Raw genomic sequence first — 24,659 nt, forward strand, 5'->3', positions numbered from 1 at the left:
TTCACTCAAGCAGCAGCTTTTTTCTTTGCAATACGCGCTCGGATGCTCTCCACGTCAGATTTCGGCGTCGCCGCAAACAGCGTCTTGGTATAGCTGTGTTGCGGGTTTGAAAACACCTCGTCGCGCGTACCGTATTCAACCACCTCACCATAATACATGACCATAACGTCATCGGCGATATAACGAACCACCGACAGATCATGACTGATGAAAACATAAGTCAAGTTGAACTCATCCTGCAGATCCGCAAGTAGATTGAGAACCTGCGCCTGCACCGAAAGATCGAGCGCAGAAACCGGCTCGTCCAGAACAAGCAGGCTTGGGCTCAACATCAGTGCGCGCGCTATGGCGATACGCTGACGCTGGCCGCCGGAGAACATATGCGGGTAGCGATTATAGTGTTCAGGGCCAAGGCCTACTTTTACCAGCATCTGCATGGCAAGTTCGCGCCGCTCTGCAGCGGTCTTCTTGGTATTCAGCAGCAATGGTTCGCCTAGAACTTCACCAATCTTCTGACGTGGATTCAGCGAACCATAAGGATTCTGAAAAATGATCTGCACCTTGCGGCGCATTTCGGTCGTCACCTTGTCTTTGGCAATATTGATAGGCTTGCCGTCAATGAGCAATTCGCCAGATGTCTGCGGATCGATCAGCGTCAGAATACGACCAAGTGTCGATTTTCCGCATCCGCTTTCGCCCACTATTGCAAGCGTCTTGCCCTTCTCAACAGTGAAGTTCACGCCCTTTACAGCCTGAACAGTCTTTGCCTTTCCAAACAGGCCACCGCCAACGTGATACTCGCGTACGATATTGCGGCCTTCGAGTACAATCTCGCTCATGATGCAGCTCCTGCATTGGCTGCTTCGTTTTTCATGAAATCAGCCACGGTCGAAAGTCGATCGCCGGTCGCATTTTCGGGAAGAGCGGAAAGCAATGCGCGGGTATATGGGCTCTTGGGCGCCTCAAAAAGCGTCAGCACATCGGCCTCTTCCATCTTGGTGCCCTTATACTGAACGATTACACGATCAGCAGTTTCAGCCACTACGCCCATATCATGCGTGATCATAATCAATCCCATGCCATGCTCGGCTTGAAGACGAACAAGCAAATCGAGAATTTGCTTTTGGATGGTAACGTCAAGCGCGGTCGTTGGCTCATCTGCGATCAGCAGCTTTGGATTGCACGCAATCGCGATAGCGATCATGACGCGCTGGCACTGCCCGCCCGACATCTGATGCGGATAAGAGTTGAGCCGCTCTTCCGGGGTCGGGATACCGACCTGTTTAAAGAGCTCTATGGCACGGGCTCGCCTTGCCTTTTTGTCGAGTTTCATATGAACCCGCAGAACTTCTTCCAGCTGGAATCCAACAGTGAAACACGGATTAAGGCTCGCCATAGGCTCTTGAAAGATCATCGCAACGTCGCGCCCGATGATTTCACGCCGACGTTTGCTCGTCATTGTCAGCATGTCGTGACCATCAAATGTCATGCTATCGGCAGTCACTGTTGCTGATTTGGGCAGTAGCCCCATAACAGCCAGCATCGCAACGGATTTTCCAGAACCGGATTCACCGACAATTGCCAGGACTTCGCGAGCTTCGACCGATAAATCAATGCCTTGGACGGCCATAAACATGCCATTGCTAGTATCGAACCCGACAGAAAGATTTTTGATTTCGAGTAGCTTGCTCATATTCAGCTCCTCTTCAGTTTTGGATCAAGCGCATCGCGCAATCCGTCACCGACGAGATTGATAGCAAGCACTGTAATCAGAATTGCGAGACCGGGCAGCGTTACCACCCACCATTGACCGCTTGCGATAAATTCACGTGCATCAGCCAGCATTGTTCCCCATTCCGATGCCGGTGGCTGAGCACCGTAACCCAGGAAGCCCAGTGCTGCAGCGTCAAGAATCGCATTGGAAAATGAGAGCGTCGCCTGAACAATCAGCGGTGCCATGCAGTTAGGCAGGATCGTCTTGAACATTAACCGCAGCGGACCAGCACCGGCAACCTTTGCGGCCACCACATAATCACGCGTCTTTTCGGCCATCACCGCAGCGCGGGTCAAACGCACGAAATGCGGTTGATACACCAGCGCGATGGAGATCATTGCCCCGGTCAATCCCGGCCCGATAATTGCTACCAGAACCAGAGCAAGCAACAATGATGGAAAGGCCAGGATGACATCCATCAGGCGCATAATAACTGTATCGACCCAACCGCGGAAATAGCCAGCGATAACACCTAGAAAAATACCGCCGACAAGCGCGATACAGGTGACGACAATGCCGATAAACAGTGAATAGCGCGCGCCGTAAATCAGACGCGAGAGAATATCTCGACCAACGGCATCTGTTCCAAGCAGATAGCCTGCACGTCCGCCTTCCTGGAAGATTGGTGGCAGGAGTACAGCATCGCGGTACTGATCTGCCGGGCCGTGCGGGGCAATCCATGGTGCAAAAATAGCCGTTATAATCAGCAATATGAAAACTGCCAGGCCGATGACGGCACCACGATTTTCCGAGAAATAATACCAAAACTCGGCAAGCTGCCGTCGGAGAGATGAATCGGTGGAGGTTCCACTTTGAATATTTGTCTGGGCCATGATCTATCCCCTCAATGTCGAATGCGCGGATTGATCAGGCCGTAGAGCAAGTCGACAGCGAGATTGACCAACATGATGGTGGCGGCGATGATGAGCAAAGCGCCCTGAATTACCGCATAGTCGCGGCGGCTGACGGAATCGACCAACCATTTTCCGATACCCGGCCAAGAGAAAATCGTCTCTGTCAGGATTGCTCCGGCCAGCATGACGCCAACTTGGAGACCGATGGTTGTAACAACCGGGATCATGGCATTTCGCAGCGCGTGAATACCGATAACGCGCAATGGAGCCAGGCCTTTGGCACGAGCGGTGCGCACATAATCCTCGGACAATACTTCGAGCATTGCGGAACGCGTTTGACGCGCGATAACCGCCAGCGGAATAGTGCCGAGCACAATCGTTGGCAGGATCAAGTGGCTGACGGCTGATTTGAAAGCACCTGACTGTCCAGAAATCAGTGAATCGATCAGCATGAATCCGGTCACTGGCGGGAAAAAGAACATCAGTGAGATGCGGCCAGATACAGGCGTCCAGTGCAATGTGTTGGATACGAGCATGATCAGCAGCAGACCCCACCAGAAGATGGGCATCGAGAAGCCTATCAGGGCAGTTCCCATGATTGACTGATCGAGAAAGGAACCGCGCTTGATCGCTGCGAAAACACCAGCTGGAATGCCAAGCAAAACCGCAAAAAGAATTGCGCAAATTGAAAGCTCAAGCGTTGCTGGAAACAGATTGAAAAACTGTTCGACAACCGGCTGCTTGGTTACAATCGATGTCCCGAAATCACCGTGCAGAATACCCCGAAGATAGTCGAAATATTGAACGATGATCGGCTGGTCGAAGCCAAGATCGCGCGAAATAGCTGCATGACGTTCTGGCGACATGACACGTTCGCCTGAAAGCAACGCAACCGGATCGCCCGGAAGCATGCGAATAAAGGAAAAAGCGATGATGGATACACCGACAAAAGTCAGGGCCATAACCGCCACGCGTCCCATAATAAATCTGAACATATCGAACCTTCCAGCCACAATCGGTGGCGGTGCTTCCGGCTGCCTTAACGCATTTTTGCTCGGAAGAAAAAAGGGCGCCCGCCTGACGGACGCCCTTCCTACAAGTTTTCAGCTCTTACTCGGTGATGTCTACGCCGTCGAAGGCGAAGTCACCAAGCGGGCTCTGATGGAAGCCTTCAACACCCTTGCGCATCGGTACGATCGACAGAGAGTGGTCAAGCGTATTCCAAGGAGCTTCCTTTTTGAACACGACCTGCGCCTCTTCATAGAGCTTTGTGCGCTCTGCAACGTCTGTTGTAACCTTGGCTTTCTTCACCAGGGCATCAAATTCCTTGTTGCACCATTGCGCACGATTGTTGCCGCCGACGGCTTCGCAACCAAGCAATGTATCAAGGAAGTTGTCTGGATCGCCATTGTCACCGGTCCAGCCGAGAATAGCAGCACCGTCGCGGTCTTTTGCCTTGGACTTGTTCAAATATTCGGCCCACTCATAAGACACGATCTCGGCCTTGACGCCGATCTTTGCAAGATCAGACTGCATCAATTCCGCAGCGCGGCGAGCGTTGAGCATATAAGGGCGTGAAACTGGCATCGCCCAGATCTTCATGGAAAGATCCTTTACACCGGCATCTGCAAGCATTTTCTTGGCTGCTTCAGGATCGTACTTGTCGTCCTCAATGGCGTCATTATAGGACCACATTGTCGGTGGGATCGGGTTTTTGGCAGGTGTTGCCAGACCCTGGAATACGCCGTCAACGATTGCCTTCTTATTGATGGCCATGTTGAGCGCGTGGCGTACTTCAACCTTGTCGAACGGTGCAATCAGCGTGTTGTACGCGAGGTAGGCAACGTTCAAGCCTTCCTGCTCCATCACCTTCAACTCTGGATCCGCTTTCATCGCGGCCACATCGCTTGGGTTTGGATAAGGCATCAAATGGCATTCACCAGCCTTGAGCTTCTGATAGCGAACCGAAGCATCGGTCGTGATGGCGAAAACCAGATCGTCGATCTTCTGCTTGCCATTCCAGTAGTCAGGATTTGCCTTGAAACGGATAACGGCATCCTGCTGGTAGGCGACAAACGAGAAAGGACCGGTGCCGAGAGGCATCTGGTTCAGCTGGTTCATCTTGCCTTCAGCCTGGAGCTTGTCGGCATATTCCTTCGACATGATCGAAGCGAATGGCATTGCAACGTTTGCGAGGAACGGAGCCTCTTTGCGCTTCAGTGTGAACTTCACTGTCATGTCGTCGACTTTTTCAATCGACTGCAGGAGCTCAGGGAAGCCCATGCCGGCAAAATATTCCCACGAAGTACCTGTTACATACTTGTTCCAGGGACTGTCTTCTTTCCACTGGCGCTCATAGGAGAAAATCACGTCGTCAGCGTTGAGTTCACGTGTCGGCGTGAAGAATTCTGTAGTCTGGAACTTTACGCCCGGACGAATCTTGAACGTGTACTGCAAACCATCATCAGAAATTGTCCAGCTTTCGGCCAGACCTGGTTGGGTTTCTGTCGTACCAGCCTTGAATTCCAAAAGGCGATTATAAACCGTATGCGCCGAAGCATCATAGGTGTTACCGCCCGTATAGAGGCCGGGATCAAAGCCTTCCGGCGATGCTTCCGAGCAATAAACGAAAGTTTTAGCTGCGGCTCCACCTGCCATCAGCCCACCCGTCAACATTGCAAGCGCTGTCGCCGCAATGAGTTTATTGTAGGTCTTCATGTTTTTCCACCTTCAGAGGTTTTTTTGTTGCCGGCCCCCTTGCCTGCAACCGAAGCTGCATGGAAGCCTTTGCCATGTCGCAATGCAAGCAGATTTATTCGCAGTCAACCCATCCGGAGAACCATAATCCACGATTCTGGGGAAACTCGACCACATAAATGCAAAAATAGTGAATTTCACTACAAAACCGTCCATTCACATTTCTGACAGTCAAAGGCACATAGTTACGTACATGAGCAAAGTGCGCGACTATCGGCGTCACACTTGCCATGGTAAGCGGCTGAGGAAATCGTTGCACTGGAAGGGAGCAAATTATGAATCTTGAAGGACATACCGCTATTGTAACAGGCGGGGGATCTGGACTTGGAGCAGCGACGGCCCGGCTTTTTGCGGAAAAGGGCGCCAAGGTGGCACTTTTCGACATTAATTTGGATGCTGCCCAGAAAGTTGCGCAAGAAATCGGCGGCATTGCACTCGGCTGCAACGTTTCCAGTGCAAGCGATGCAGAAGGCGCAGTGCGTCAGGTCACCGAAAAATTTGGCACACCGCGTGTTCTCGTCAATTGCGCTGGCATAGCAAATGCCGGACGTATTGTCGGACGAGATGGCCCGCATGATCTGGAGCTTTACCGGCGCGTGATCGAGGTCAATCTTATCGGCTCGTTCAATATGCTGCGCTTGGTGGGAGATGCAGCCGCCAAGCTTGATCCCTTGGAAACAGGCGAGCGCGGTGTGATTATCTCTACCGCTTCGGTCGCTGCATTCGACGGTCAAATCGGACAGGCTGCCTACGCCTCTTCCAAGGCCGGCATTGCAGGCCTTACCCTGCCAGCAGCGCGGGAACTTGCTCGCTTCGGTATTCGCGTTATGGCTATCGCTCCTGGTATTTTCGCAACGCCAATGCTGCTGGCAATGCCGCAGGAGGTTCAGGATTCACTTGCAGCATCCATTCCCTTCCCTTCAAGACTTGGTAAGCCAGAGGAGTATGCATCGCTCGCTGTGCATATTATCGAGAACCCAATGCTAAACGGAGAAACGATCCGGCTTGACGGAGCTATTCGCATGGCACCAAAATGAAGTTGCATTACCAATTATTGCAACTTCTTATCGCTGACGACGTTCTGTTAACGCTGATCATCTAAAATCCTTGTTAGCGAAGTAAGGTAGATCGCAATCATCGGTAAGCGATGAGGAAAGGATGCGGATGACGATCGTCAAGCGTCTGGTGATTTTACTGCCAGGCTTTGAGCATATGCCTGTAGAGGCTCACCATCGGCGCTTTGTCCGCGAGGCAGGCAAAACTGCGCCTGTTTACGACATGACCGTCTCGGAGCCTTCTCCCCTATCTGTCAGCGCTGTCGAAGACGGCGTTGCCATGGGTCGCTTCAGTTTGCATGCCAAGGGTGATGACTGGGCGGCTCATACCGATTTCGTGCTTTACGGGCTTGGCGATATCACGCTGTTTTACGCCTCCAGAAATCCAGTCGTCCGCCTGCTGAGCGGACTGCTTGCACTGCTCGACTTTATCGTCAGTGGCACATTTTTCCGCTTCATCATGACAAGCTGGCGCTATGCGCTGTTCTTTGTTTATCCACTGCTCGTGCTTGCAGCCATTGTGATTACATCTATTGGCATGGGATACTTGGTCGACGATGCCTTTCCGAACAGCCCATTTGTTTTGGCAGGGACAAGTCTTTTGGCTGGGATATGTCTACTGTGGTTTTCTGCTGCAAAATTACATCTTTTGCTGCTCATGGACGACTGGACATTTGCTCGCGACATGGCACGCGGAAAGCGCTCAGACGTTATGACGAAGATGGAAAAAGTCGTCGGTCATGCCGCGTCATTGATCAGTGAAGCTCCAAGCGATACCGAGGTTATTATTGCCGCCCATAGCTTGGGCGCAATTTGCGCACTCCCGATTATAGATGAAGCGGTGAAGCGCAATAAATCGCGACGCTACGGACTACTTACCGTGGGCTCCAGCCTGCTCAAAGTCGCACTACATCCTGCTGCATCACGCTTGCGAGATTGTGTGGCCAATGTCGCACAAAGCAATACGACCTGGATTGATGCCCAATCGCTGACTGACCCAATGAACTTTTACAAATCTGATCCGATCAGAGATCTCGATATTGCAAAAGGAAAATCACCTGTTCTTATGCAAGTGCGTTTCAGACACCAGCTTTGCGACGAGACTTACAAGGCAATCCGGCGCGACTTTTTCCGCGTGCACCGCCAGTTCGTATTTGGTGTAGATAAACGGACACATTATTCCTGGCATGCAATTCTTTGTGGGCCTCAACGTTTTGCAGATATCGCCGCCCGCGGCGGATTGCCCTGCGAGAAAACTCTCTGTTCCAAGGACAGCCTCAAGATCGTGGGGCCTGCCATTACATGATAAGCCTTGCTTTAGCTGGAAAGGCTCTGTGGGCGTTTCTGGTCGTTGGTTGGTATTTGTTGCGCCGGCCCTTTGATCGCCGCGCTCGCCGAAGCCGGCTCACCGTTGATCGCCGGCCGGGAGCAGATACCCTGCGGATGGCCATATCGCTGACGGGACTTGGCATCATACCAGGCATATACCTTGTTACCGGATTCCCGAGATTTGCATCCTATCCTGGGCATCCAATGCTGCTTGCACTCGGCATCATCGTTGGGATAATCGCGCTTGTGCTTTTCAGGCTTACGCATAAAGCGCTCGGAAAAATGTGGTCAGTATCATTGCAACTGAAACAGGATCACAAACTCATCACAACAGGAATCTACAAACACGTCAGGCATCCGATGTATACGGCATTCTGGTGCCTTGCCATTGCACAAGCACTGCTCTTGCCTAACTATATTGCAGGATTTGCAGGGATTGTTGGATTTGGCTATCTGTTCTTCTCACGGGTGGGTCCAGAGGAAACGATGATGAGTGAAGCCTTTGCAGAAGAATACGACGTCTATCGTGCACGCACCTGGCGTGTCTTGCCCTACATCTATTGATTGGCTGAAAGTTTTCATCGTGCGTAAAATCAAGCTGTCCTGTTCGTCACTCGCAAAAACACTGCCGGTTCTGGTGCTCTCACTGTCGCTTGCGGCGTGTCAATCGTCACCGCAGCCGACTGCTGCAAGCAATGTGTCGGCATATGCTGCAGAGATACCGCAATTGACCTGTGCTGCGCATGGCAGCGTCAATGGCAACGCTGTGAAGCTCACTGCCAATCGCACCAAGACCGGTGATCCCGCCTATATCGAGTTTCGCCAACGTCTTTCGCCGGGAATACCGAGCGGCCACCTTTATGTGGTCTTTGGACGTCTTGACGCGCAAGGCAACCCGGTAACACGCCAGTATAATGGGCTGTTTCCAAAAGGCAGCTTGATCGGGCTTTACGGCGGAGCAATCATTCCGATGCCGGCCGAACTGAAGCCAAGCTATGCGGACTGCCATTTTTCAACCGGCGCCGCTTATCGCGTTTCATTGACTGAAAGCCAGTATCAACAATTACTGGGCAAAGTACGTTACAATCTCGCCAATCCACCGCTCTGGAGAATGTTCGGCTTTAATTGCAACAATTATGCAGCCTCGCTGGGCAGCGTTGCAGGCTTGGTTGAGCCGGCAAATCGCGCTCAACCATCTTTCTCCTATATCTATTCCTTTATAGAAGCGAATGGAGACAAGGGACGAAAATCCCCCACTTCATGAAAAAATTGTAATGTTCCAATGGTTTTGATTTCCACAATTCCGTCTTAAATGCAGCGGTATCTCACAGAACTTTGACCCGCAACGGGCCATGCGATTACGCCGGAAAGCAAATTGATGAAAATTATTGGTGCTTTTCTGCTTGCCATTGCGGTTTCCGCTCCAGCCGCAGCAATGGATAAAAGCGCAGCCGACGAGCTAGAAAGGCTGGACCCGCAAACAAGGCTTGAGCAGCGCTGTGATCTGGAAGCAATGGAACGTATCCACAAGGATCCGGCCAAAATGGTTCCGGATGAATTGGTGGCCTATGCTTTTGCCGAGCCCAAGATCAGCGGCGACAAGATTCGCTCCACGGGTGCGGCCTTTCGCAGTAAGGGCGAATGGTATCACCTGTCATACACATGCTCGACATCGCCCGATCATATGACCATTCTGACATTTCAGTATGCGATTGGGCAGTTGGTTCCCCACAACGAGTGGGACCATCATTTTCTGGTACCCTGAAGAGCTATTGTAGCAGGGTACAATAATAAAAAAGCACGCCGGAGCGTGCTTTTTTATTAGTTCAAGGCGTTAGGTCTGTCCTGAGCCAGGAGCATTTGACCAATAGCATCTACGCTTTTGCTGGTCGGAGCCTCATAGGCCAATATTCCAGCCGGAGCGGCGCCTGGTGTCGTCTGTGCGGCCTGCTGCTGTGCCTGCAATGTGTGCTCCATGGCCCCAACAGGCGGATCAACAGGAACAGCAACCTTCTCGCTAGCAAACGCCATTTGCGGTGGAGCGATGTCAGCCTGCGCAACCAGTACGGGTTGCTGCGTAGCCACAACGCGACCAGAGGTCGGTGTGGAGGTGGTCGTCGCTGCGCTTGCCACTTGCGTAGCATTGCCTGCGCCGGAGGTTCTCATGCTTGCAATATATGCATTGGCAATGGCTTGGCTTGCTTCCTTGGAAGCAATTTCTGCCGAATTATAACGATCGCGCTTTTCGTAAAACGCATTTCCGCCAGCAACGACGGTGTAATGCATGTTCTTGTAAGGGAACCGCAAACCGGCAGTGTGAAAATACATTGCGTTCTTGACCTGAGGGTTACGCTTGCCCTTCAGAACAGCGTCTGCCGCAGCCTGAACGTCCGGCAGTGCCGATGACGTCATCGGACGAGACAAGACGCCCGGGGCGAACTGTCCCTTCTGTCCAACAACGCTGCATATGGAGTTTCCCCATTTGCCCGCATCAAGTCTGTTCATAACCACTGTTCCAACGGCCACCAGACCATCTTGGCTTGAACGGTTGGACTCAAAGAACATTGCCCGTTCAAGGCATTCTTTGTCCTTGGGCGTATAGGCGTAATTACCGGATGTAGTCTGCGAGGTTGCCGCTTGCGGCTTGATCTTGCTGGTCTGCGCGTTCTGTGTTGTGCAACCGCTGATGAGCGCCGCCGCCGTTACAATTCCCGCTACAGAGTGGATTTTCCACTTACCGCCGATCACGAAGCAATTCTCATCGCTGTTTTTCCTGCTGGTGAAGTTGAGCACAGAATGATGTCATTTGGGGCCAAACAATGGCAACAAAATACAATTCTGGACATCCAACATCTATCTAATTGAAATTATGCGTTTATTTTATCCAATGCAATAGCACGAAAATCCTAATAATGGCATAATTAAGAATTTGTTTACCACTATCGAGTTAATCTTGGGCAACTAAATGAGGTCCGAAGGGCAAGCTCATGCGTTCTCCTCCACCACGATATGATACGCGCGAATCACTCATGGACGCACTGCGCGAATTGATGTCATTGCAGGTGGCAGCCGAGGATGTCGCGCCAGTCCTTTGCACGATCGGACCGGTCGATCTTGATCTGCTTGCCGACTGCATGAGAGATGCAGGGATCAATGATAATCAGGCAATCGCCGCCTGATATAAGACTTCGGGACTTGTCCCAATTCGCTGCACCTCTTATCAATCAGATATTCCCAGAGCAAAAACTTGCTCCTGACTGATTGAGGATATGACGTGAGCGAAAAGATGGACGTTTTGCGTGAGATGGATGACAGCGCGATCCGGCTTATACGCCGTTTGATGCGAAGCGCCCGACATGCAGTCATTGCAACGCTGGAACCAAACACCGGCAACCCCATCGCAACACGTATCGGCATTTCCACAGACCATGACGGCACTCCAATTACCCTGGTTTCTGCCCTTGCTGCTCATACGCCTGCTTTGCTGGCCGACCCGCGATGCTCGCTCTTGGTTGGTGAACTTGGCAAGGGAGATCCCCTCGCCTATCCGCGGATGACAATTTCTGCAAAAGCGCGGGAAATAGTCAAAGGCACTCCTGAACACGCCCGTATTGAATGGCGCTACCTTTCACACCTGCCCAAATCGAAACTCTATGTCGGCCTTGGCGATTTCCGGTTTTTCCGGCTGGAACCGGAAAATACCAAATTGAATGGTGGTTTCGGACGCGCTTACCAACTGGAAGCAAAGGATTGGTTGAGCTTAAGCCCTGTCAACCCAGAACTTGCTGAAGCAGAAAAGAACGCTGTCGATCACATGAACGAGGATCATGCTGAAGCGATCGCTTTATATGCCCGTTATTATGCCAAGCTACCGGATGGCAAATGGCGGATAACAGGTATTGATGCGGATGGGTTTGACATTGCGGATGGCGATGAAGTGGCTCGTATATTTTTTGAAAAGCCGCTGGAATCTGCAAAAGATATGCATATGACATTGGTGCGCATGGCTGGCCAGGCACGCGCCGGTCTAGCAGCGGAACAGGCCCCGGTGTGAACGACGCTAATCCGGACGTTTGGCTGGAGCAGCGGATTACCCGCATTGCTGGTCCTGAGGACGAGCGGCTTGCGCCCTATAGAAATGTCAGGGAACGTGATCTGGTGGGGCGTGAGGGGCGCTTTATTGCAGAGGGTAAGGTCGTCCTCAATGTGCTCTTGGCCAACAGGTCGTTCGCCATTGAATCTCTGCTGATCATTGAAAACAGGTTGGCGGGCCTCAAAGACCAAATCCGCTTATGTCCAGCAGATGTGCCGATTTATTGCGTCTCTCGCACAACGATTGATGCGATTGCGGGTTTCCCCATGCACAGGGGAATCTTGGCTGTTGGCAGGCGAATGAACCCGCTATCCGTGCAGGCCCTTATAGATACGCTTTCCCCAACGGCTTTGGTCGTTGTGCTCTGTGGCATATCCAATCACGATAATATGGGTTCGATTTTCCGCAACGCGGCAGCCTTTGAAGCAGATTGCGTCATAATGGACGAGACCAGCTGCGACCCGCTTTATCGCAAGGCGATAAGAGTGTCGGTCGGGGCAACACTCAAGGTTCCTTTCGCGCAGCAGGGCCCTATTGAGGCGATCATTGAGACATTGCAGGATGCCGGCTTTACACTTTTTGGCCTCAGTCCTTCCGGATTAACCAGCATTAACTCTGTCCAGCCGGCACAAAGAACAGCGCTTTTGCTCGGGACTGAAGGCGAAGGTCTTCCTCCTGCCCTTTTGCAACAACTGCAAACAGCCAGAATCCCCATGTCTTCGGATTTCGACAGTCTTAATGTTGCAACCGCATCGGGGATTGCCTTATCGCGGCTCAGCCGCTTTGCCAGCTTGTGACGCGGCCTGCTGAAGCGCGCGTATACGATCGCCAAGACTTACAATAATCTTGCCATCCGCATCACGCACTTCCGAACCATTGCTGCTCGTACCCAGCAAGTCGTTAATCAGCGACTCTGAGCCCTCAAGCTTCGCAGTCATTGCTATAACTTGCGCAGCCAGATCGTTCATCTGGTCCCGCAAGACATCGCCTTCTTGCGCCTGGACAAAGGCCTGTTTGCCCCGGGCCACCTCGCCCGTTACGGCAGGCTGCTTTCTCTCTGCCGCAAGGACCTTGCGCAAACGCTCATTTACACGCTCGATATCTTTTTCACGTCGCGCAAGTTTGGCTTCACTATCTGTAAGCTGCCGCAAAAGAGCGCTGGCTTGTTTATCCAGTTCAGACCTTTGCCTGATTTCCTGCTCAAGCGAGCTGCGTAGCGCTTTCAATTCTGTTTCAGCCTTACGTTTCTGTTCGTCGCTTTCTCGTTTGTCTTTGCGTGCGGTCTTGAGGTCATCAGAAAGATTATCGATACGGGCCGATTGAGCGGCCAAATCTATCTTGAGACTATCCGCATTCGTCGCAAGACCAGCCAACCGGCGATGCAACAGTTCCAATTCCGCCGCACGCTGTTCCAGCAGTTTTTCTTGTGCCGCGCTTGCTGCTGTCAATTTATTGAGGTTTTCCCTATCCGAAGCCAATATCGCCTCTAGCTCGGAAATTCGTTGTTCGCGCTGCTCCAGCTCCTGCGCAAACTTTGCTGCGAGCCTGTCCTTTTCGCTCACATCCGCAAGCAGCCGTCCCGCCTTTTCCTTGGCGTTCTCCAGCATAAGTTCAAGCTTGCGGTTAGCCAGTGCGTGTTCAGCCCGCAAACCATCATGCTGCGCCTGTATTTCATTCAGGGTAAGGGGTATTTCAGCTTCAACGCGTCTGCGAGTTAAGTAAGTTGCACGGCGCCAGATTGGCGGAACTACCAGCAATGCCAATAATACGGCAGCCAGAAATCCAAGAGCAAAATAAAGCGCGGTCTGGATCACTATAGGGTCCTGTCAGAGGTCTTCTCGACACAATCTTATTATCAGTCAGGTGTTTAAAATACAAAGGCGCGAACTGGGTTGCCCGCGCCTTGGCTTTCAAAACGCCGTTTTCAAGAAATCAAAACGGGTTCCACGTCGCTGAAGGGGTAATCTTCAAATAGCCGACATTGACACCCAGGCGCGCTCCAACACCGGTCCGGATCGGTACCAGCAAGACCTGATTGCGCTTAAGAACATTGAACCCGACACCTGCAAAGAGATAGGCAGAGCCGGCCACGCCAACGAAACGTCCATAGAGACTTTGCACATCGTCAAGATTATAGACAAGCATCATGACGCGCGATCCCTGACCACCAAAATCCCAACCGATGGAGGGACCTTGCCAGAAGGTTTTGTGGTCACCTGCGTTCTTCGTATAGAGCGAGCCTTCGCCATAGGTCAGACCGCCGATAATGGCTCCTGAACCTTCTTCGCCGAGGACATAGCCATTCGGCAGACCATAACTTTGAAAAACCTTCTCGACGGCCGTCGCCAGACCGCCAGAGGTCGAACCGAAAAATCTCTGACCGGAATTGACGATTTCGTCCATCGTATAAGTATTCTGAGCATGCGCTGCTTGCGCTTGCACAAAAAACAATGACACCATGGTCATGAGAAGGAGAAAGCCACGATTCAAAGACAAGAGTAGAGACGCCATAATAATTCCTTTTGGTGTTCGCTCATTGTCCGACGCCTGATTCGCAAATCTGTGTTTGCGTTAACCCTATTTAAGACAGCAAACCTTGTATAAAAGTTTATGAATTGATCTTGGCATTTCAATGGCTCGTTAAAATTGCATTTTTTAGGCATTTTCATCCTGCTGCATGACGTTCTTGCCCATCCGCACCGCCCTCTATATCCAGAAGAGCACGAGAACCAAGTGATTCGCGGCTTTGATTCGCGGGGAACTTAGAACCATAAAGCTCATTTTCAGGAGACCCCTTATGACATTGCCCGTCATCCTTTCGGCAACTGACCTTGGAGCGCTCCTTTCCAGCCGGATATGCCACGACATTATTTCGCCCGTTGGAGCCATAAACAACGGTCTTGAGTTGCTCGAAGAGGGTGGCGCAGACGAAGATGCGATGAACCTTATCAAGTCCAGCGCACGCAGTGCCTCTGCCCGTCTGCAATTTGCCCGCATCGCTTTTGGTGCTGCCGGATCGGCAGGAGTACAAATCGATACAGGCGACGCTCACAATGTTGCGGAACAATATATGAAGGGCGAAAAAGCGGAACTGAGCTGGGAGGGCAATCGCGTTCTTTTGCCCAAGAACAAAGTTAAGTTGCTGCTGAATCTCATCCTGATCGCCAATGCGGCTCTGCCACGCGGTGGTACCTTGTCGGTTTCCCTGCAGACGCCGGAAACCGAACCGCGCTTTGTCCTGACCTCGCGGGGACCGATGCTGCGTGTGCCACCAAAGTTTCTTGAGCTTCACAGCGGCAAAGTTCCTGAAGAAGCAATCGATGCGCACGCGGTTCAACCTTATTATACGCTTTTGTTGGCGCAAGAATCCGGCATGACCATTTCCATCCATGCGACACCGGAAGAAATTATCTTTACCGCCGCTTAAGTCTCATACGGGTTACCGCCGGTAACTCCGGCGGTATTTCAATATTTACCATTCCGCTTGCCTGTTTATTCACGGGCGGCCTATAGGTTCACCACCGGAATCGCTGAGATGGCTGTCTGGTTCGGGGGAACTTATGCTGCGTTGTATGATCGTTGACGGCTCACCTGTGGTGCGAAAAGTCGCTGGCCGTCTGATCTCCAGCCACAAAGTCGTTGTGACGACAGCTGATACTGGTTACCAGACCGTGGCCGCATGCAGTGTCGAAATGCCGGACATGATCATTTTGGATGACGGGCTCATCGATATGCCCGCAACAGAAATAATCCAAACAATTCGAGCACTGCCTGGCGGCGACAGCACGAAAATCTATCTCTGCCTGCCGGAAATGGATATCACCAGAATCATGCGTGCAAAACGCGCTGGAGCAGCAGGATACTTGCTGAAACCGTTCAACCGCGCATCGCTTGCAGAAATCATGCCGCCGATTGAAGTTGGAACCTAAATGCCAGCGAAATCTGAGCTTCCGATAATTCAGTTTGACTCAGCTGCACAGTTTGAAGCTTGGCTGAGTGAACAGCCACGTACCTCGCAAGGGCTTTGGCTCAAGCTTGCCAAGAAGAACGCCGGTATGGCGAGCATTTCCCATGCGGAGTCTATTGATAGCGCATTATGTCATGGATGGATCGACAGTCAGAGCGACAAATTCGACGACGATTTCTGGCTTTTGCGCTATACGCCGCGCAAAGCTCAAAGCAAATGGTCTCAACGCAACTGCTCAAAAGCCACCGAGCTGATCGAACAAGGCAGGATGACGTCAGCAGGATTGGCCGAAGTTGAACGGGCAAAAGCCGATGGCCGATGGGACGCCGCCTATGCTCCCCCAAGCACTGCACAAGTCCCGGACGACCTCCAATTGGCCCTTGATCTGAATCCGGTTGCAAAGGAGTTCTTCGAACGGATCAACAAAACCAATCGCTACGCCATTCTTCACCGGATATTTACCGCAAAACAAGCAAAGACACGTGCCAGCAGGATTGAAAAATTCGTCGACATGTTAGAACGGGGAGAAACTATTTATCCGTCCAAGGCGAAGATCTGACCAACGCCGGAAACGCGCTACGATAATGTCCCGTCAGCCAGAGAGCCTCCACCATGAGCAATGACACTTCATTACAATCCCGCCAAGCAATCAACTTCAGTCACAAGTTCGAGCTGTTTTCCGAACAGTGGCAACCCAAAGTCATTGCTGAAATGAATGATTACCAGTTCAAAATCGCCCGGCTGGAAGGAGATTTTATCTGGCACGATCATAAAGATACCGATGAAACGTTCATCGTGCTTGAAGGCGAGCTACGCATCGATTTTCGCGACGGCGCAGTCACATTGCGAGCGGGCGAGATGTATGTTGTCCCAAAAGGCGTAGAGCATAAACCCTACGCGGACAAAGAAGTGAAACTGATGCTGATCGAACCGCGCGGCGTGCTCAACACCGGCGACCTGGACAGCCAGCGCACAGCGCAGAATGACGTTTGGATTTAATAGATTGAGCGCGCATCAAAAATAAAAGGGCTCCGCTTTTCGCGGAGCCCCTTTTTTAAATTATAGTGATCAGGCGATTTCGCGAAGATCAGCGGCATCCGGTTCACGAAGAACATAACCGCGACCCCAGACCGTTTCGATGTAATTGATACCACCTGAGGCGTTGTCGAGCTTCTTGCGCAGCTTGCAGATGAAGACGTCGATGATCTTTAATTCCGGCTCGTCCATACCGCCATAGAGATGGTTGAGAAACATTTCCTTGGTAAGTGTCGTACCCTTGCGGAGCGAAAGAAGCTCCAGCATCTGGTACTCCTTACCAGTCAGGTGAACGCGCTGGCCTGTGACTTCTACAGTCTTTGCATCCAGGTTTACGATCAGATCACCTGTTGTGATAACCGATTGAGCATGGCCCTTTGAGCGGCGCACGATTGCATGGATACGAGCAACCAGCTCATCCTTGTGGAATGGCTTGGTCATATAGTCGTCAGCGCCGAAGCCGAGACCACGCACCTTGTCCTCAATACCAGCCATACCGGAAAGGATAAGGATTGGTGTTTTTACCTTCGACAGACGCAGGGTCCTCAGGACTTCATAACCGGACATGTCCGGCAGATTGAGGTCGAGGAGGATAATGTCATAGTCGTAGAGCTTGCCGAGATCGACACCCTCTTCGCCCAGATCCGTCGTATAAACATTGAAGCTTTCCGACTTGAGCATCAATTCGATGCTCTGGGCCGTTGCACTATCATCTTCGATTAAAAGAACCCGCATATCATTCCCCTTTTCCCGCCGCTGAAATGGGTTGCCCAAAACCCTAGGTCAGGCAATCCCGAGTCAGGTCGCGAAACAAGCCGTTTCCATAACGTTAAGATTGCCACCGAATGGTTAACAAAATCTAATTCCGCTTTGCAAGTGTCTTTGACTCATAAATTAAAAATCGCAGACACTGCATTGATTCATAAGGTCAACTCGCCGCCAAAATACCATCAGCCAAAGCATCAGGTTTTCCACCTAAGCGATTCATTCGACTCAATAAACTTGCCGCTTCAAAACTTGATGCATCAGTTTACAGAGCTTTAAGTCTTAAGGCGTATGATTAATGCTGAACGTAAAGGAAAGGTTACCAAGCGGGCCTGTCTTTAAGTTTTTGTTTCATTTTACCCAAGTGATTCGGGTCGAATGGGGCTGGATGAGCGCCAGGAAGGGTTTCACAGCACTCAGAGTACCAGCTTTTGGTGAAGCGTTACGGGGGTAGTAAATATGAAGTCGCATGAAGGTTTAGTACGATTGAAGCTGTTTCAGGTTAAGGAGAAGCGCCGCCAACTCGGCCAACTCGACCTGATGATGGGTGAATTCGAACGTATGGCTGCCGAACTAGACGCACAGATAACGTCTGAGGAGACGAAAGCCGGCATCACCGACACAACGCATTTTGCCTACCCGACCTTCGCAAAAGCTGCACGTCAGCGTCGCGATAATCTTTTTGTATCGATCAGAGACCTGAAGAATCAGAAAGATGAGGCGGAAGCTGCGCTTGTGGAATCGGAAAAAGAATTGGCAAAGGCCGAAGCGCTCGAGCAGCGTGATGGCAAGCCAAGAGAAGCCGAAGAAGTTGTCGTGCCCGACCGCCGTGCAATGATCGGTTGACGGGGACATTTTGATAGAATTCGGCAGCCCGCGCGAATCTATCAAAACGTCTCATTTTTGCTGAATGACATCAGCCCATTCTTCGTGCCTAAGCGACTGGGCGCGCATGAATGGGCATAGCGGAATGATCTTCCAGCCGCCAGCCCTTGCATCTTCAACTGCGTGTAAAGCCAAAGCCTGCCCCACGCCCTGACCACGCAGTGCATCGGGCACGGCCGTATGGTCGATAATGATGAGCTTGGGACTTGCCCGCGAATAGGCCATTTCCGCTTCATGGCCGGACAGTGTGGCTACATAGCGCCCGCCGCTTCCAGCCTCTTTCTTTTCAATCTTGATATTTTCAGACATTCAAATCTCCGATGGTCTCGAGCGAGCGCACCTATTGCTTTACCGCTTTTCCTGCCGTGCTTGACGAGCCATTCGTAAGCGCCGTCACGTCCACGAGTATGTGAGCAGATTCTTCGAGCAACACGTCCTTGGCATTTTTCAATGCTTTCTCACTTGCAATGTCAGCGCTCAGGCTGCGCTCATTAGCCTGAAGTCCGTCTTCCTGAAAGGCCGCGTCGAGCGGTGTCACACCATCAGCCTTCTCGCGGGCTTTGATACGGCTCAACTGCTGCTCGCGCTCATTACGTCGTTCTGTTTCGTTCAGCGAGATCGCTTTTTGTTTCCGACGACGTTCGAGTTCAGCCGCATCTTCCACGAGACGTTGGAAATCCTTATCCTTTGTCACGCGCTCATTATGTAACGTCTGCACCTGGGGCAGCAGGTCCTTAATGTCACCGAGCTGCTTATAATCAGCCTTTTTAATCTGAAGCCATGGCAGAGCATTGTCATAGCTCGCCTCCCCCAAATTTTCGAGATCGGAAAAACCCGGCAAACTAATATCGGGTACGACGCCCCTTAGCTGCGTGGTGCCGCCATTTATGCGAAAGAACTGGGCGACCGTCATTTTCAATTCACCGAATTCGGGCTTGGGATTGTTGGCCTCTTCGTCAAGATTGACCACGGTTTGTACAGTGCCTTTGCCAAAGCTAGGCTCACCAATAATGATGCCACGGCCATAATCCTGTATTGCTGCTGCGAAGATTTCCGACGCCGAGGCCGATCCGCGATTGATCAGAACGCCAAGCGGGCCTGTCCAGGCTGCTGAACGCGCGTCGGAACCATTCACCTTGATCTGGCCTTCATGGTTGCGCTGCTGAAGGACTGGCCCCTTGCCGACAAAAAGCCCTGTCAACTCGATTGCTTGCGGCAGCGACCCACCGCCATTATTACGCAAATCGATAATCACACTATCGACCTGCTCTTTCTTCAGTTCAGTCAACAGTCTGGAAACATCTCGGCTGGCGCTACGGTAATCCTTGTCACCTCTGCGGCGGGCATCGAAATCTTCGTAGAAAGTCGGTAGGGTAATGACGCCTACCTTATTGGTCACATCACCATTCTTTACCTGCAATACGGTCTTCTTCGCAGCCTGCTTCTCCAGGTTAATGGTATTGCGAACAAGGCTGATCTCGCGATGTTTGCCATCAGGTCCGGCGTCGGATGGAAATATGCTGAGACGAACCACCGTGTCTTTTGTGCCCCGGATGAGTTTTACCACATCTGGAAGCGGCGTTCCGACAACGTCGACCATTTCGCCGTCCTTGCCCTGTGCAACGCCAACGATTCTGTCACCCACGCCCAATTGCCCGGATAGCTGAGCTGGACCACCTGCGACCAGCTCGCGAATGGTTGTGTACTCTTCGCGCTCCTGTAGGACAGCGCCGATTCCTACCAGCGAAAGACGCATGGAAATATCAAAATCCGACGCCGCCGTAGGTCCAAAATAGTCCGTATGAGGCTCTATCGAGTTTGTATAGGCATTCATGAATATCTGGAAAACATCTTCACTTTTGTATTTGTAGGCGCGGGAAAGCGAATTGGCGTAACGCTTTTCGAGCGTTTTGCGGATGGTTGCATCATCATTTCCAGCCAACTTCAAACGCAGCCAATCATTCTTGACGCGCTTGCGCCATAGATCGCGACTTTCTGCTTCGGTCTTCGGCCATGCCTCATCGTCACGAACAATTGGAAAATCTTCCTTGGTGCTGAAATCGAAATTTTGCTTCAGCAAGTCGCGAGCATAGTTGAGACGTTCCACCACGCGCTGTTCGTAAAGGTTGAAAATGGTAAAAGGGATCGTCAGATCCTCACCATAAATACCGTCATCCAGCTTGTCTTTATCGGCATTGAAGACATCAATATCCGCTTGCGAGAAGAAAAACTTCTCCGGATCAAGCGATTTGATATAGCGATTGAGGATTTTCTCGGAAAGCTCGTCGCCCAGTGGCACAGTCTTATAGTGATATTGGATAAGAAATTGCGCGCTTAAATGCGCAGCTTGCGCCTGCTCAGTCAAAGGCTTCAGTACCGGTGGCGCACCGCTCTCCAGAGCAAAGGCAGAGGTTGCCAATCCAATGAAAACCAGAAAAAAGCCGATTTTAGTACGCATATGATTTTCTATCCAATATCTGTGCTTATCGAGACTGTATTACGTCTGTATCGCGTTTGTTCACGTCCGGCCAGAAATTAAAGGCGCAGGCGTTACCAAAAATTGCTTTGCTCTGGATAGATGCAACCATCCTGTGCCATAGCCCTGACAGGCTAACTGGAAACTCTGTTGTCAATGCGATCAATTGTTCCGTTACTTCTGTTTATTGCTACATTCACATTGGCACTCGGTCTGACCATGCCCCTGATGAATGTCAGTAAACTGTATTTCTTTGAAGAAAACCCGTCACTGCTCGGTATCATACAATCCCTATGGGGCGGCGGCGATCAACTGCTCGCAATAATTGTCGCACTCTTTTCCGTCGTTTTGCCAATCACAAAGCTTGGAGTGGCTCAAATGACGGCTCTGCAGACCACCCCCGCAAGACACAAATGGCGCCATTCCGTTGCGTTCCTGTCGAAATGGTCAATGTTGGACGTGTTATTGGTGGCTTTGGTGATTTTCGGCGCCAAGACCAGCGGCCTCGCCACTGCGATTGCTCAACCTGGCCTGTGGTTTTTCACCATATCCGCCATACTTTCGGCTGTTGCCACCCATTTCGTTGTGCGCAAGGATGCCGAAAACTAGCGACTGACTGCCCCTACGATACACAAGCAAACCGGTCAAAAAGGAAAAGGCCGATCCGAAGACCAGCCTTTTCCACGTTTATAGGCACCATCATCTAATGACGATATTGCTGTATCCGGGTCGTTCGAAGACCTGCCAAGCCGTGATCCGAGATCGACGACTGCCAGGACAGGAACTCTTCCACCGTTAGTGTATAGCGTTGGCAGGCTTCCTCAAGACTGAGAAGACCGCCGCGTACAGCGGCAACCACCTCGGCCTTGCGGCGAATTACCCAACGCCGCGTGCTAGCGGGTGGAAGATCGGCGATGGTCAGCGGGCTGCCATCCGGGCCGATTACATATTTTACTCTCGGTCGAACAAGATCGGTCATTGTACTCTCTACACTTAACTTCAAGACCTATCGCAGCTGACAATACATGCAGGGCTTTAATAATTGACTAAACACGTAGTCACTCTCTGGTAACTTCGGTTAATGGAATCATATTGTTTTTGTTAAACTTTAGCCGAACCCGCCAAGCAGCTGATCAAAGTTCCGGACAAGCAGGCGAAACAGACTTCGCGGGAAAAAATAGTTGTGATGCCGGTTCTTGTTGGCAGGCTCTCCCATTTCACCTATATAGAGCGGACATCAGCCATGCGCTTTTATGCCGCTGCATCCAATTGGAATTGCTTATGACACTGAACAGTCTCGATCTACCGGCTCGGCCGGAAGACACTCGTATCGTCGTTGCCATGTCCGGCGGCGTGGATTCCTCTGTTGTCGCAGGCATTCTTAAACGCCAGGGCTATGACGTTGTTGGCGTGACCTTGCAACTTTATGATCATGGCGCCTCGACTCACCGTGCTGGTTCCTGTTGTGCCGGCCAGGATATCGAAGACGCGCGCAGGGTTTCCGAGCGCATTGGCATCCCCCACTACGTACTCGATTACGAAGCGCGCTTTCGTGAAGCAGTCATTGATCCCTTCGCTGCCAGCTATGTTAGCGGCGAAACGCCGATTCCATGCGTGTCCTGCAATCAGACCGTGAAGTTTGCCGATCTGTTGCAAACAGCCCGTGACCTCGGTGCCGACGCCCTTGCAACGGGTCATTATATTCGCAGCCGTGCAAATGGTGCGCACCGCTCGCTGTTCCGTCCCGTAGACACCGATAAAGACCAGAGCTATTTTCTGTTCGCCACAACGCAGGAACAAATCGATTATTTGCGCTTTCCACTCGGTGGACTGACCAAGGCGGAGACGCGTGCCATCGCCGAAGAACTTGGCCTGACCGTTGCCAATAAGCAGGATAGCCAAGACATCTGCTTTGTCCCGCAAGGCAAATATTCCGACATTATCTCGAAATTAAAGCCGGAAGCGGCAAATCCCGGCGACATTGTCCATATAGATGGCCGCGTGCTTGGGCGGCATGAGGGTATTGTCCATTACACTATCGGTCAGCGTCGCGGAATTGGCGTCGCCACAGGCGATCCATTGTATGTCGTGCATCTCGACGCTGCCAATGCGCGCGTGGTCGTTGGGCCACGCGAAGCGCTTGAGACCCGAAAAGTCTATTTGCGCGACGTCAATTGGCTCGGCGATGAAGCATTGACCGACATCTCGGAAAACGGTGTCGAAATTTATGCCAAAGTGCGTTCAACACGCCCGCCCCGCCCTGCAGTTCTACATCATCAGGCTGGTGAAACATGGGTGGAACTGGTTGATGGCGAAAGCGGTATTGCACCGGGCCAGGCCTGTGTTCTTTATTCCGACGACAGCAACACAGCCCGCGTTTATGGCGGCGGCTTCATCGGCCGTTCGGAACGCGCTCCACAGGCCGAAGCCATGCTCAAGAAGCTGGCCGCACAGAGCAGTCTGCACGCCTGATCACATCATCATATTTGAGAAATTGGGGCCTCAGGCCCCTTTTTCATGAAAGTCCCGGATTGTAGCAATGATCCTGTCTTGATCATCCGCGCTGAGATAAGGATGCATCGGCAGGCAGAGTATATTCTTCGGCAAAGTTTCTGAAACCGGAAGCCCGCCCGGTGCGCGGCCATAATGCTTATATGCATCCTGCAAATGCAGAGGCTTCACGTAATAAATAACCGAAGGAATGCCGTTCGCTTGCAGATGTGCTTTCAGCCCATCACGGTTTTCAGTTTCGATAGCATATTGTGCCCAGGCTGAACGCGAACCTTCCGGCATGACAGCAACCTTCGCAATATCCTTCAAGCCTGCAGCATAGCGCTTGGCAACAACCTGCCGCGTTTCCATCTCATCTTCAAGAATTGCCAGTTTTTCGATGAGGATCGCCGCTTGAATCGTATCCAGTCGCGAGTTCAGGCCGATGCGCACATTGTCATATTGGGTTTCGCCTTTGCCGTGGAAAAGCACGGACCGCATTATTTCGGCCAACTCGCCATTATTGGTAAACATCGCGCCGCCATCGCCATAGCAACCAAGTGGCTTTGCCGGATAGAAACTGGTTGCGCCGACGTCTCCAAAGGCACCGCACATGGCATTGTCACGTTTGCCGCCAATAGACTGCGCAGCATCCTCGATAACAAACAGGCCTTCTTTGGCGGCGACTGCCGAAATGGAGGTGTAATTCGCAGCCAGGCCAAACAAGTCAACGGGAATAACCGCCTTAGGCTGCAACCGGCCTTCGGCCCGGACCGCATCAACCGCTGCCTGCAATTGCTCAACATTAATGTTGTAGGTGTCGGGATCGACATCGATAAACACCGGCTCCGCACCGACCAATGCAACAACTTCGGCTGTTGCAGCAAAGGTAAAGCTTGGAACAAACACCGCATCGCCAGGACCAATGCCCTTGGCCATCAGCGGAATTTGCAGCGCATCCGTGCCGTTAGCGCAGGCAACGACGTGTTCAACGCCGATATAATCGGCCAGGCGTTTCTCAAATTCGGCGACTTCCGGACCGAGAATATATTTGCCTTCACGCACCACTTTAGCGATGGCCGCGTCAAGTTTGCCGCTAATCCGTTCACGCTGTGCGCCGAGATCGATGAACTGCATCATTGCTCCAATAAAAGTTTCCCGCGAATCCATTGCGGGCGA

At 51.8% G+C, this 24,659-nt stretch carries 28 protein-coding genes; 15 read left to right on the plus strand and 13 right to left on the minus strand.

What is annotated here, in order from left to right; all coding sequences use genetic code 11:
- Positions 1-5: 5 nt before the first annotated feature.
- From V9K95_RS04890 to V9K95_RS04910, 5 genes are all read right to left on the minus strand, one after another.
- Positions 6-839 (minus strand): ABC transporter ATP-binding protein, encoded by an 834-nt coding sequence (locus V9K95_RS04890; protein ID WP_115052369.1) that lies wholly within the window; start codon positions 837-839, stop codon positions 6-8.
- Complete coding sequence (locus V9K95_RS04895; RefSeq protein ID WP_115052368.1) at positions 836-1,693, minus strand: ABC transporter ATP-binding protein; 858 nt, start codon at positions 1,691-1,693, stop codon at positions 836-838. The genes V9K95_RS04890 and V9K95_RS04895 overlap by 4 nt, the downstream gene beginning before the upstream one ends.
- Before the next feature lie 2 nt (positions 1,694-1,695).
- The gene (locus tag V9K95_RS04900) at positions 1,696-2,607 is read right to left on the minus strand and encodes an ABC transporter permease subunit (RefSeq protein ID WP_115052367.1); all 912 of its coding nucleotides are present in this window, start codon (positions 2,605-2,607) and stop codon (positions 1,696-1,698) included.
- Between the two features lie 11 nt (positions 2,608-2,618).
- Positions 2,619-3,623: an ABC transporter permease subunit gene (locus V9K95_RS04905; protein WP_115052366.1), complete on the minus strand. Its 1,005-nt coding sequence runs from the start codon at positions 3,621-3,623 to the stop codon at positions 2,619-2,621.
- A gap of 115 nt (positions 3,624-3,738) precedes the next feature.
- On the minus strand, positions 3,739-5,346 hold the full coding sequence (locus V9K95_RS04910; RefSeq protein ID WP_336439683.1) for an ABC transporter substrate-binding protein: 1,608 nt from the start codon (positions 5,344-5,346) through the stop codon (positions 3,739-3,741).
- Positions 5,347-5,660: 314 nt separating this feature from the next.
- On the opposite strand from V9K95_RS04910, the gene V9K95_RS04915 reads away from it, so the two are divergent.
- The 5 genes from V9K95_RS04915 to V9K95_RS04935 all read left to right on the plus strand — a co-directional run bounded on the left by V9K95_RS04915 (position 5,661) and on the right by V9K95_RS04935 (position 9,534).
- Complete coding sequence (locus tag V9K95_RS04915) at positions 5,661-6,422, plus strand: 3-hydroxyacyl-CoA dehydrogenase (RefSeq protein ID WP_115052364.1); 762 nt, start codon at positions 5,661-5,663, stop codon at positions 6,420-6,422.
- A gap of 127 nt (positions 6,423-6,549) precedes the next feature.
- A complete protein-coding gene (locus V9K95_RS04920; RefSeq protein ID WP_336439682.1) occupies positions 6,550-7,746 on the plus strand; it encodes a hypothetical protein in 1,197 nt (398 codons plus the stop codon).
- The gene (locus V9K95_RS04925; protein WP_336439681.1) at positions 7,743-8,333 is read left to right on the plus strand and encodes a protein-S-isoprenylcysteine O-methyltransferase; all 591 of its coding nucleotides are present in this window, start codon (positions 7,743-7,745) and stop codon (positions 8,331-8,333) included. Before V9K95_RS04920 ends, V9K95_RS04925 begins: the two co-directional genes overlap by 4 nt.
- A gap of 19 nt (positions 8,334-8,352) precedes the next feature.
- On the plus strand, positions 8,353-9,033 hold the full coding sequence (locus tag V9K95_RS04930; protein ID WP_337345094.1) for a hypothetical protein: 681 nt from the start codon (positions 8,353-8,355) through the stop codon (positions 9,031-9,033).
- Positions 9,034-9,147: 114 nt separating this feature from the next.
- Positions 9,148-9,534, plus strand: a complete 387-nt coding sequence (locus tag V9K95_RS04935; protein ID WP_115052360.1) for a DUF930 domain-containing protein — start codon at positions 9,148-9,150, stop codon at positions 9,532-9,534.
- Positions 9,535-9,590: 56 nt separating this feature from the next.
- Here V9K95_RS04935 and V9K95_RS04940 read toward each other — a convergent pair whose 3' ends face one another.
- Positions 9,591-10,517 carry a cell wall hydrolase gene (locus V9K95_RS04940; RefSeq protein WP_115052359.1) on the minus strand — a complete coding sequence of 309 codons (927 nt, stop codon included), beginning with the start codon at positions 10,515-10,517 and terminating at the stop codon, positions 9,591-9,593.
- 239 nt (positions 10,518-10,756) lie between these two features.
- On the opposite strand from V9K95_RS04940, the gene V9K95_RS04945 reads away from it, so the two are divergent.
- The 3 genes from V9K95_RS04945 (at position 10,757) to V9K95_RS04955 (ending at position 12,659) form a co-directional block, all read left to right on the plus strand.
- Positions 10,757-10,948, plus strand: a complete 192-nt coding sequence (locus V9K95_RS04945) for a hypothetical protein (RefSeq protein WP_115052358.1) — start codon at positions 10,757-10,759, stop codon at positions 10,946-10,948.
- A gap of 95 nt (positions 10,949-11,043) precedes the next feature.
- Positions 11,044-11,823: a HugZ family pyridoxamine 5'-phosphate oxidase gene (locus V9K95_RS04950; RefSeq protein ID WP_115052357.1), complete on the plus strand. Its 780-nt coding sequence runs from the start codon at positions 11,044-11,046 to the stop codon at positions 11,821-11,823.
- A gap of 23 nt (positions 11,824-11,846) precedes the next feature.
- A complete protein-coding gene (locus tag V9K95_RS04955) occupies positions 11,847-12,659 on the plus strand; it encodes a TrmH family RNA methyltransferase (RefSeq protein WP_307286199.1) in 813 nt (270 codons plus the stop codon).
- Here the strand turns inward: V9K95_RS04955 and V9K95_RS04960 are convergent.
- Complete coding sequence (locus tag V9K95_RS04960) at positions 12,627-13,676, minus strand: hypothetical protein (protein ID WP_336439679.1); 1,050 nt, start codon at positions 13,674-13,676, stop codon at positions 12,627-12,629. The two genes, V9K95_RS04955 and V9K95_RS04960, sit on opposite strands and share 33 nt — an antisense overlap.
- Before the next feature lie 118 nt (positions 13,677-13,794).
- Positions 13,795-14,328, minus strand: coding sequence for a DUF1134 domain-containing protein (locus V9K95_RS04965; RefSeq protein ID WP_336440191.1), 534 nt, complete (start codon positions 14,326-14,328; stop codon positions 13,795-13,797).
- Positions 14,329-14,659: 331 nt separating this feature from the next.
- Here V9K95_RS04965 and chpT point away from each other — a divergent pair, with 331 nt between their 5' ends.
- From chpT to V9K95_RS04985, 4 genes are all read left to right on the plus strand, one after another.
- Complete coding sequence (gene chpT, locus V9K95_RS04970; protein ID WP_115052354.1) at positions 14,660-15,289, plus strand: histidine phosphotransferase ChpT; 630 nt, start codon at positions 14,660-14,662, stop codon at positions 15,287-15,289.
- 133 nt (positions 15,290-15,422) lie between these two features.
- Complete coding sequence (locus V9K95_RS04975; protein ID WP_336439678.1) at positions 15,423-15,791, plus strand: response regulator; 369 nt, start codon at positions 15,423-15,425, stop codon at positions 15,789-15,791.
- Positions 15,792-16,388, plus strand: coding sequence for a YdeI/OmpD-associated family protein (locus V9K95_RS04980; protein WP_336439677.1), 597 nt, complete (start codon positions 15,792-15,794; stop codon positions 16,386-16,388). It abuts the gene before it with no gap.
- A gap of 53 nt (positions 16,389-16,441) precedes the next feature.
- Positions 16,442-16,828, plus strand: coding sequence for a cupin domain-containing protein (locus V9K95_RS04985; protein ID WP_336439676.1), 387 nt, complete (start codon positions 16,442-16,444; stop codon positions 16,826-16,828).
- 69 nt (positions 16,829-16,897) lie between these two features.
- On the opposite strand, the gene ctrA is transcribed toward V9K95_RS04985, so the two are convergent.
- The gene (gene ctrA / locus V9K95_RS04990) at positions 16,898-17,599 is read right to left on the minus strand and encodes a response regulator transcription factor CtrA (RefSeq protein WP_008124398.1); all 702 of its coding nucleotides are present in this window, start codon (positions 17,597-17,599) and stop codon (positions 16,898-16,900) included.
- A 489-nt stretch (positions 17,600-18,088) separates the two neighbouring features.
- Between ctrA and V9K95_RS04995 the strand changes: the two genes are divergently transcribed.
- Positions 18,089-18,475 carry a flagellar export protein FliJ gene (locus V9K95_RS04995; RefSeq protein ID WP_115052350.1) on the plus strand — a complete coding sequence of 129 codons (387 nt, stop codon included), beginning with the start codon at positions 18,089-18,091 and terminating at the stop codon, positions 18,473-18,475.
- 51 nt (positions 18,476-18,526) lie between these two features.
- Here V9K95_RS04995 and V9K95_RS05000 read toward each other — a convergent pair whose 3' ends face one another.
- Positions 18,527-18,823: a GNAT family N-acetyltransferase gene (locus tag V9K95_RS05000; protein WP_115052349.1), complete on the minus strand. Its 297-nt coding sequence runs from the start codon at positions 18,821-18,823 to the stop codon at positions 18,527-18,529.
- A 31-nt stretch (positions 18,824-18,854) separates the two neighbouring features.
- On the minus strand, positions 18,855-20,972 hold the full coding sequence (locus V9K95_RS05005; RefSeq protein WP_336439675.1) for a carboxy terminal-processing peptidase: 2,118 nt from the start codon (positions 20,970-20,972) through the stop codon (positions 18,855-18,857).
- 174 nt (positions 20,973-21,146) lie between these two features.
- Here V9K95_RS05005 and V9K95_RS05010 point away from each other — a divergent pair, with 174 nt between their 5' ends.
- Positions 21,147-21,599, plus strand: a complete 453-nt coding sequence (locus tag V9K95_RS05010) for a paraquat-inducible protein A (RefSeq protein WP_115052347.1) — start codon at positions 21,147-21,149, stop codon at positions 21,597-21,599.
- Between the two features lie 94 nt (positions 21,600-21,693).
- Here V9K95_RS05010 and sciP read toward each other — a convergent pair whose 3' ends face one another.
- Positions 21,694-21,969: a CtrA inhibitor SciP gene (gene sciP, locus V9K95_RS05015; RefSeq protein WP_008124404.1), complete on the minus strand. Its 276-nt coding sequence runs from the start codon at positions 21,967-21,969 to the stop codon at positions 21,694-21,696.
- A gap of 302 nt (positions 21,970-22,271) precedes the next feature.
- On the opposite strand from sciP, the gene mnmA reads away from it, so the two are divergent.
- The gene (mnmA, locus tag V9K95_RS05020) at positions 22,272-23,462 is read left to right on the plus strand and encodes a tRNA 2-thiouridine(34) synthase MnmA (protein ID WP_307279708.1); all 1,191 of its coding nucleotides are present in this window, start codon (positions 22,272-22,274) and stop codon (positions 23,460-23,462) included.
- 30 nt (positions 23,463-23,492) lie between these two features.
- On the opposite strand, the gene V9K95_RS05025 is transcribed toward mnmA, so the two are convergent.
- On the minus strand, positions 23,493-24,617 hold the full coding sequence (locus V9K95_RS05025; RefSeq protein ID WP_307286208.1) for a DegT/DnrJ/EryC1/StrS family aminotransferase: 1,125 nt from the start codon (positions 24,615-24,617) through the stop codon (positions 23,493-23,495).
- Between the last annotated feature and the right edge of the window lie 42 nt (positions 24,618-24,659).

Origin of the sequence: Phyllobacterium sp. CCNWLW183, assembly GCF_037203775.1 — a bacterium.
In the GTDB taxonomy this organism is placed as follows: domain Bacteria; phylum Pseudomonadota; class Alphaproteobacteria; order Rhizobiales; family Rhizobiaceae; genus Phyllobacterium; species Phyllobacterium ifriqiyense.

Excerpts from the sequence above, each read along its gene's own strand:
- V9K95_RS05025 (WP_307286208.1), bottom strand. The coding sequence starts at position 24,617 with ATGCAGTTCATCGATCTCGGCGCACAGCGTGAACGGATTAGCGGCAAA.
- V9K95_RS04895 (WP_115052368.1), bottom strand. The coding sequence starts at position 1,693 with ATGAGCAAGCTACTCGAAATCAAAAATCTTTCTGTCGGGTTCGATACT.
- V9K95_RS04925 (WP_336439681.1), top strand. The coding sequence starts at position 7,743 with ATGATAAGCCTTGCTTTAGCTGGAAAGGCTCTGTGGGCGTTTCTGGTC.
- V9K95_RS04980 (WP_336439677.1), top strand. The coding sequence starts at position 15,792 with ATGCCAGCGAAATCTGAGCTTCCGATAATTCAGTTTGACTCAGCTGCA.
- V9K95_RS04975 (WP_336439678.1), top strand. The coding sequence starts at position 15,423 with ATGCTGCGTTGTATGATCGTTGACGGCTCACCTGTGGTGCGAAAAGTC.
- V9K95_RS05005 (WP_336439675.1), bottom strand. The coding sequence starts at position 20,972 with ATGCGTACTAAAATCGGCTTTTTTCTGGTTTTCATTGGATTGGCAACC.
- V9K95_RS04890 (WP_115052369.1), bottom strand. The coding sequence starts at position 839 with ATGAGCGAGATTGTACTCGAAGGCCGCAATATCGTACGCGAGTATCAC.
- V9K95_RS04910 (WP_336439683.1), bottom strand. The coding sequence starts at position 5,346 with ATGAAGACCTACAATAAACTCATTGCGGCGACAGCGCTTGCAATGTTG.
- mnmA (WP_307279708.1), top strand. The coding sequence starts at position 22,272 with ATGACACTGAACAGTCTCGATCTACCGGCTCGGCCGGAAGACACTCGT.
- V9K95_RS04945 (WP_115052358.1), top strand. The coding sequence starts at position 10,757 with ATGCGTTCTCCTCCACCACGATATGATACGCGCGAATCACTCATGGAC.
- V9K95_RS04995 (WP_115052350.1), top strand. The coding sequence starts at position 18,089 with ATGAAGTCGCATGAAGGTTTAGTACGATTGAAGCTGTTTCAGGTTAAG.
- V9K95_RS04915 (WP_115052364.1), top strand. The coding sequence starts at position 5,661 with ATGAATCTTGAAGGACATACCGCTATTGTAACAGGCGGGGGATCTGGA.
- V9K95_RS04905 (WP_115052366.1), bottom strand. The coding sequence starts at position 3,623 with ATGTTCAGATTTATTATGGGACGCGTGGCGGTTATGGCCCTGACTTTT.
- ctrA (WP_008124398.1), bottom strand. The coding sequence starts at position 17,599 with ATGCGGGTTCTTTTAATCGAAGATGATAGTGCAACGGCCCAGAGCATC.
- V9K95_RS05000 (WP_115052349.1), bottom strand. The coding sequence starts at position 18,823 with ATGTCTGAAAATATCAAGATTGAAAAGAAAGAGGCTGGAAGCGGCGGG.
- sciP (WP_008124404.1), bottom strand. The coding sequence starts at position 21,969 with ATGACCGATCTTGTTCGACCGAGAGTAAAATATGTAATCGGCCCGGAT.
- V9K95_RS05010 (WP_115052347.1), top strand. The coding sequence starts at position 21,147 with ATGCGATCAATTGTTCCGTTACTTCTGTTTATTGCTACATTCACATTG.
- V9K95_RS04920 (WP_336439682.1), top strand. The coding sequence starts at position 6,550 with ATGACGATCGTCAAGCGTCTGGTGATTTTACTGCCAGGCTTTGAGCAT.
- chpT (WP_115052354.1), top strand. The coding sequence starts at position 14,660 with ATGACATTGCCCGTCATCCTTTCGGCAACTGACCTTGGAGCGCTCCTT.
- V9K95_RS04985 (WP_336439676.1), top strand. The coding sequence starts at position 16,442 with ATGAGCAATGACACTTCATTACAATCCCGCCAAGCAATCAACTTCAGT.
- V9K95_RS04965 (WP_336440191.1), bottom strand. The coding sequence starts at position 14,328 with ATGACCATGGTGTCATTGTTTTTTGTGCAAGCGCAAGCAGCGCATGCT.
- V9K95_RS04935 (WP_115052360.1), top strand. The coding sequence starts at position 9,148 with ATGAAAATTATTGGTGCTTTTCTGCTTGCCATTGCGGTTTCCGCTCCA.
- V9K95_RS04900 (WP_115052367.1), bottom strand. The coding sequence starts at position 2,607 with ATGGCCCAGACAAATATTCAAAGTGGAACCTCCACCGATTCATCTCTC.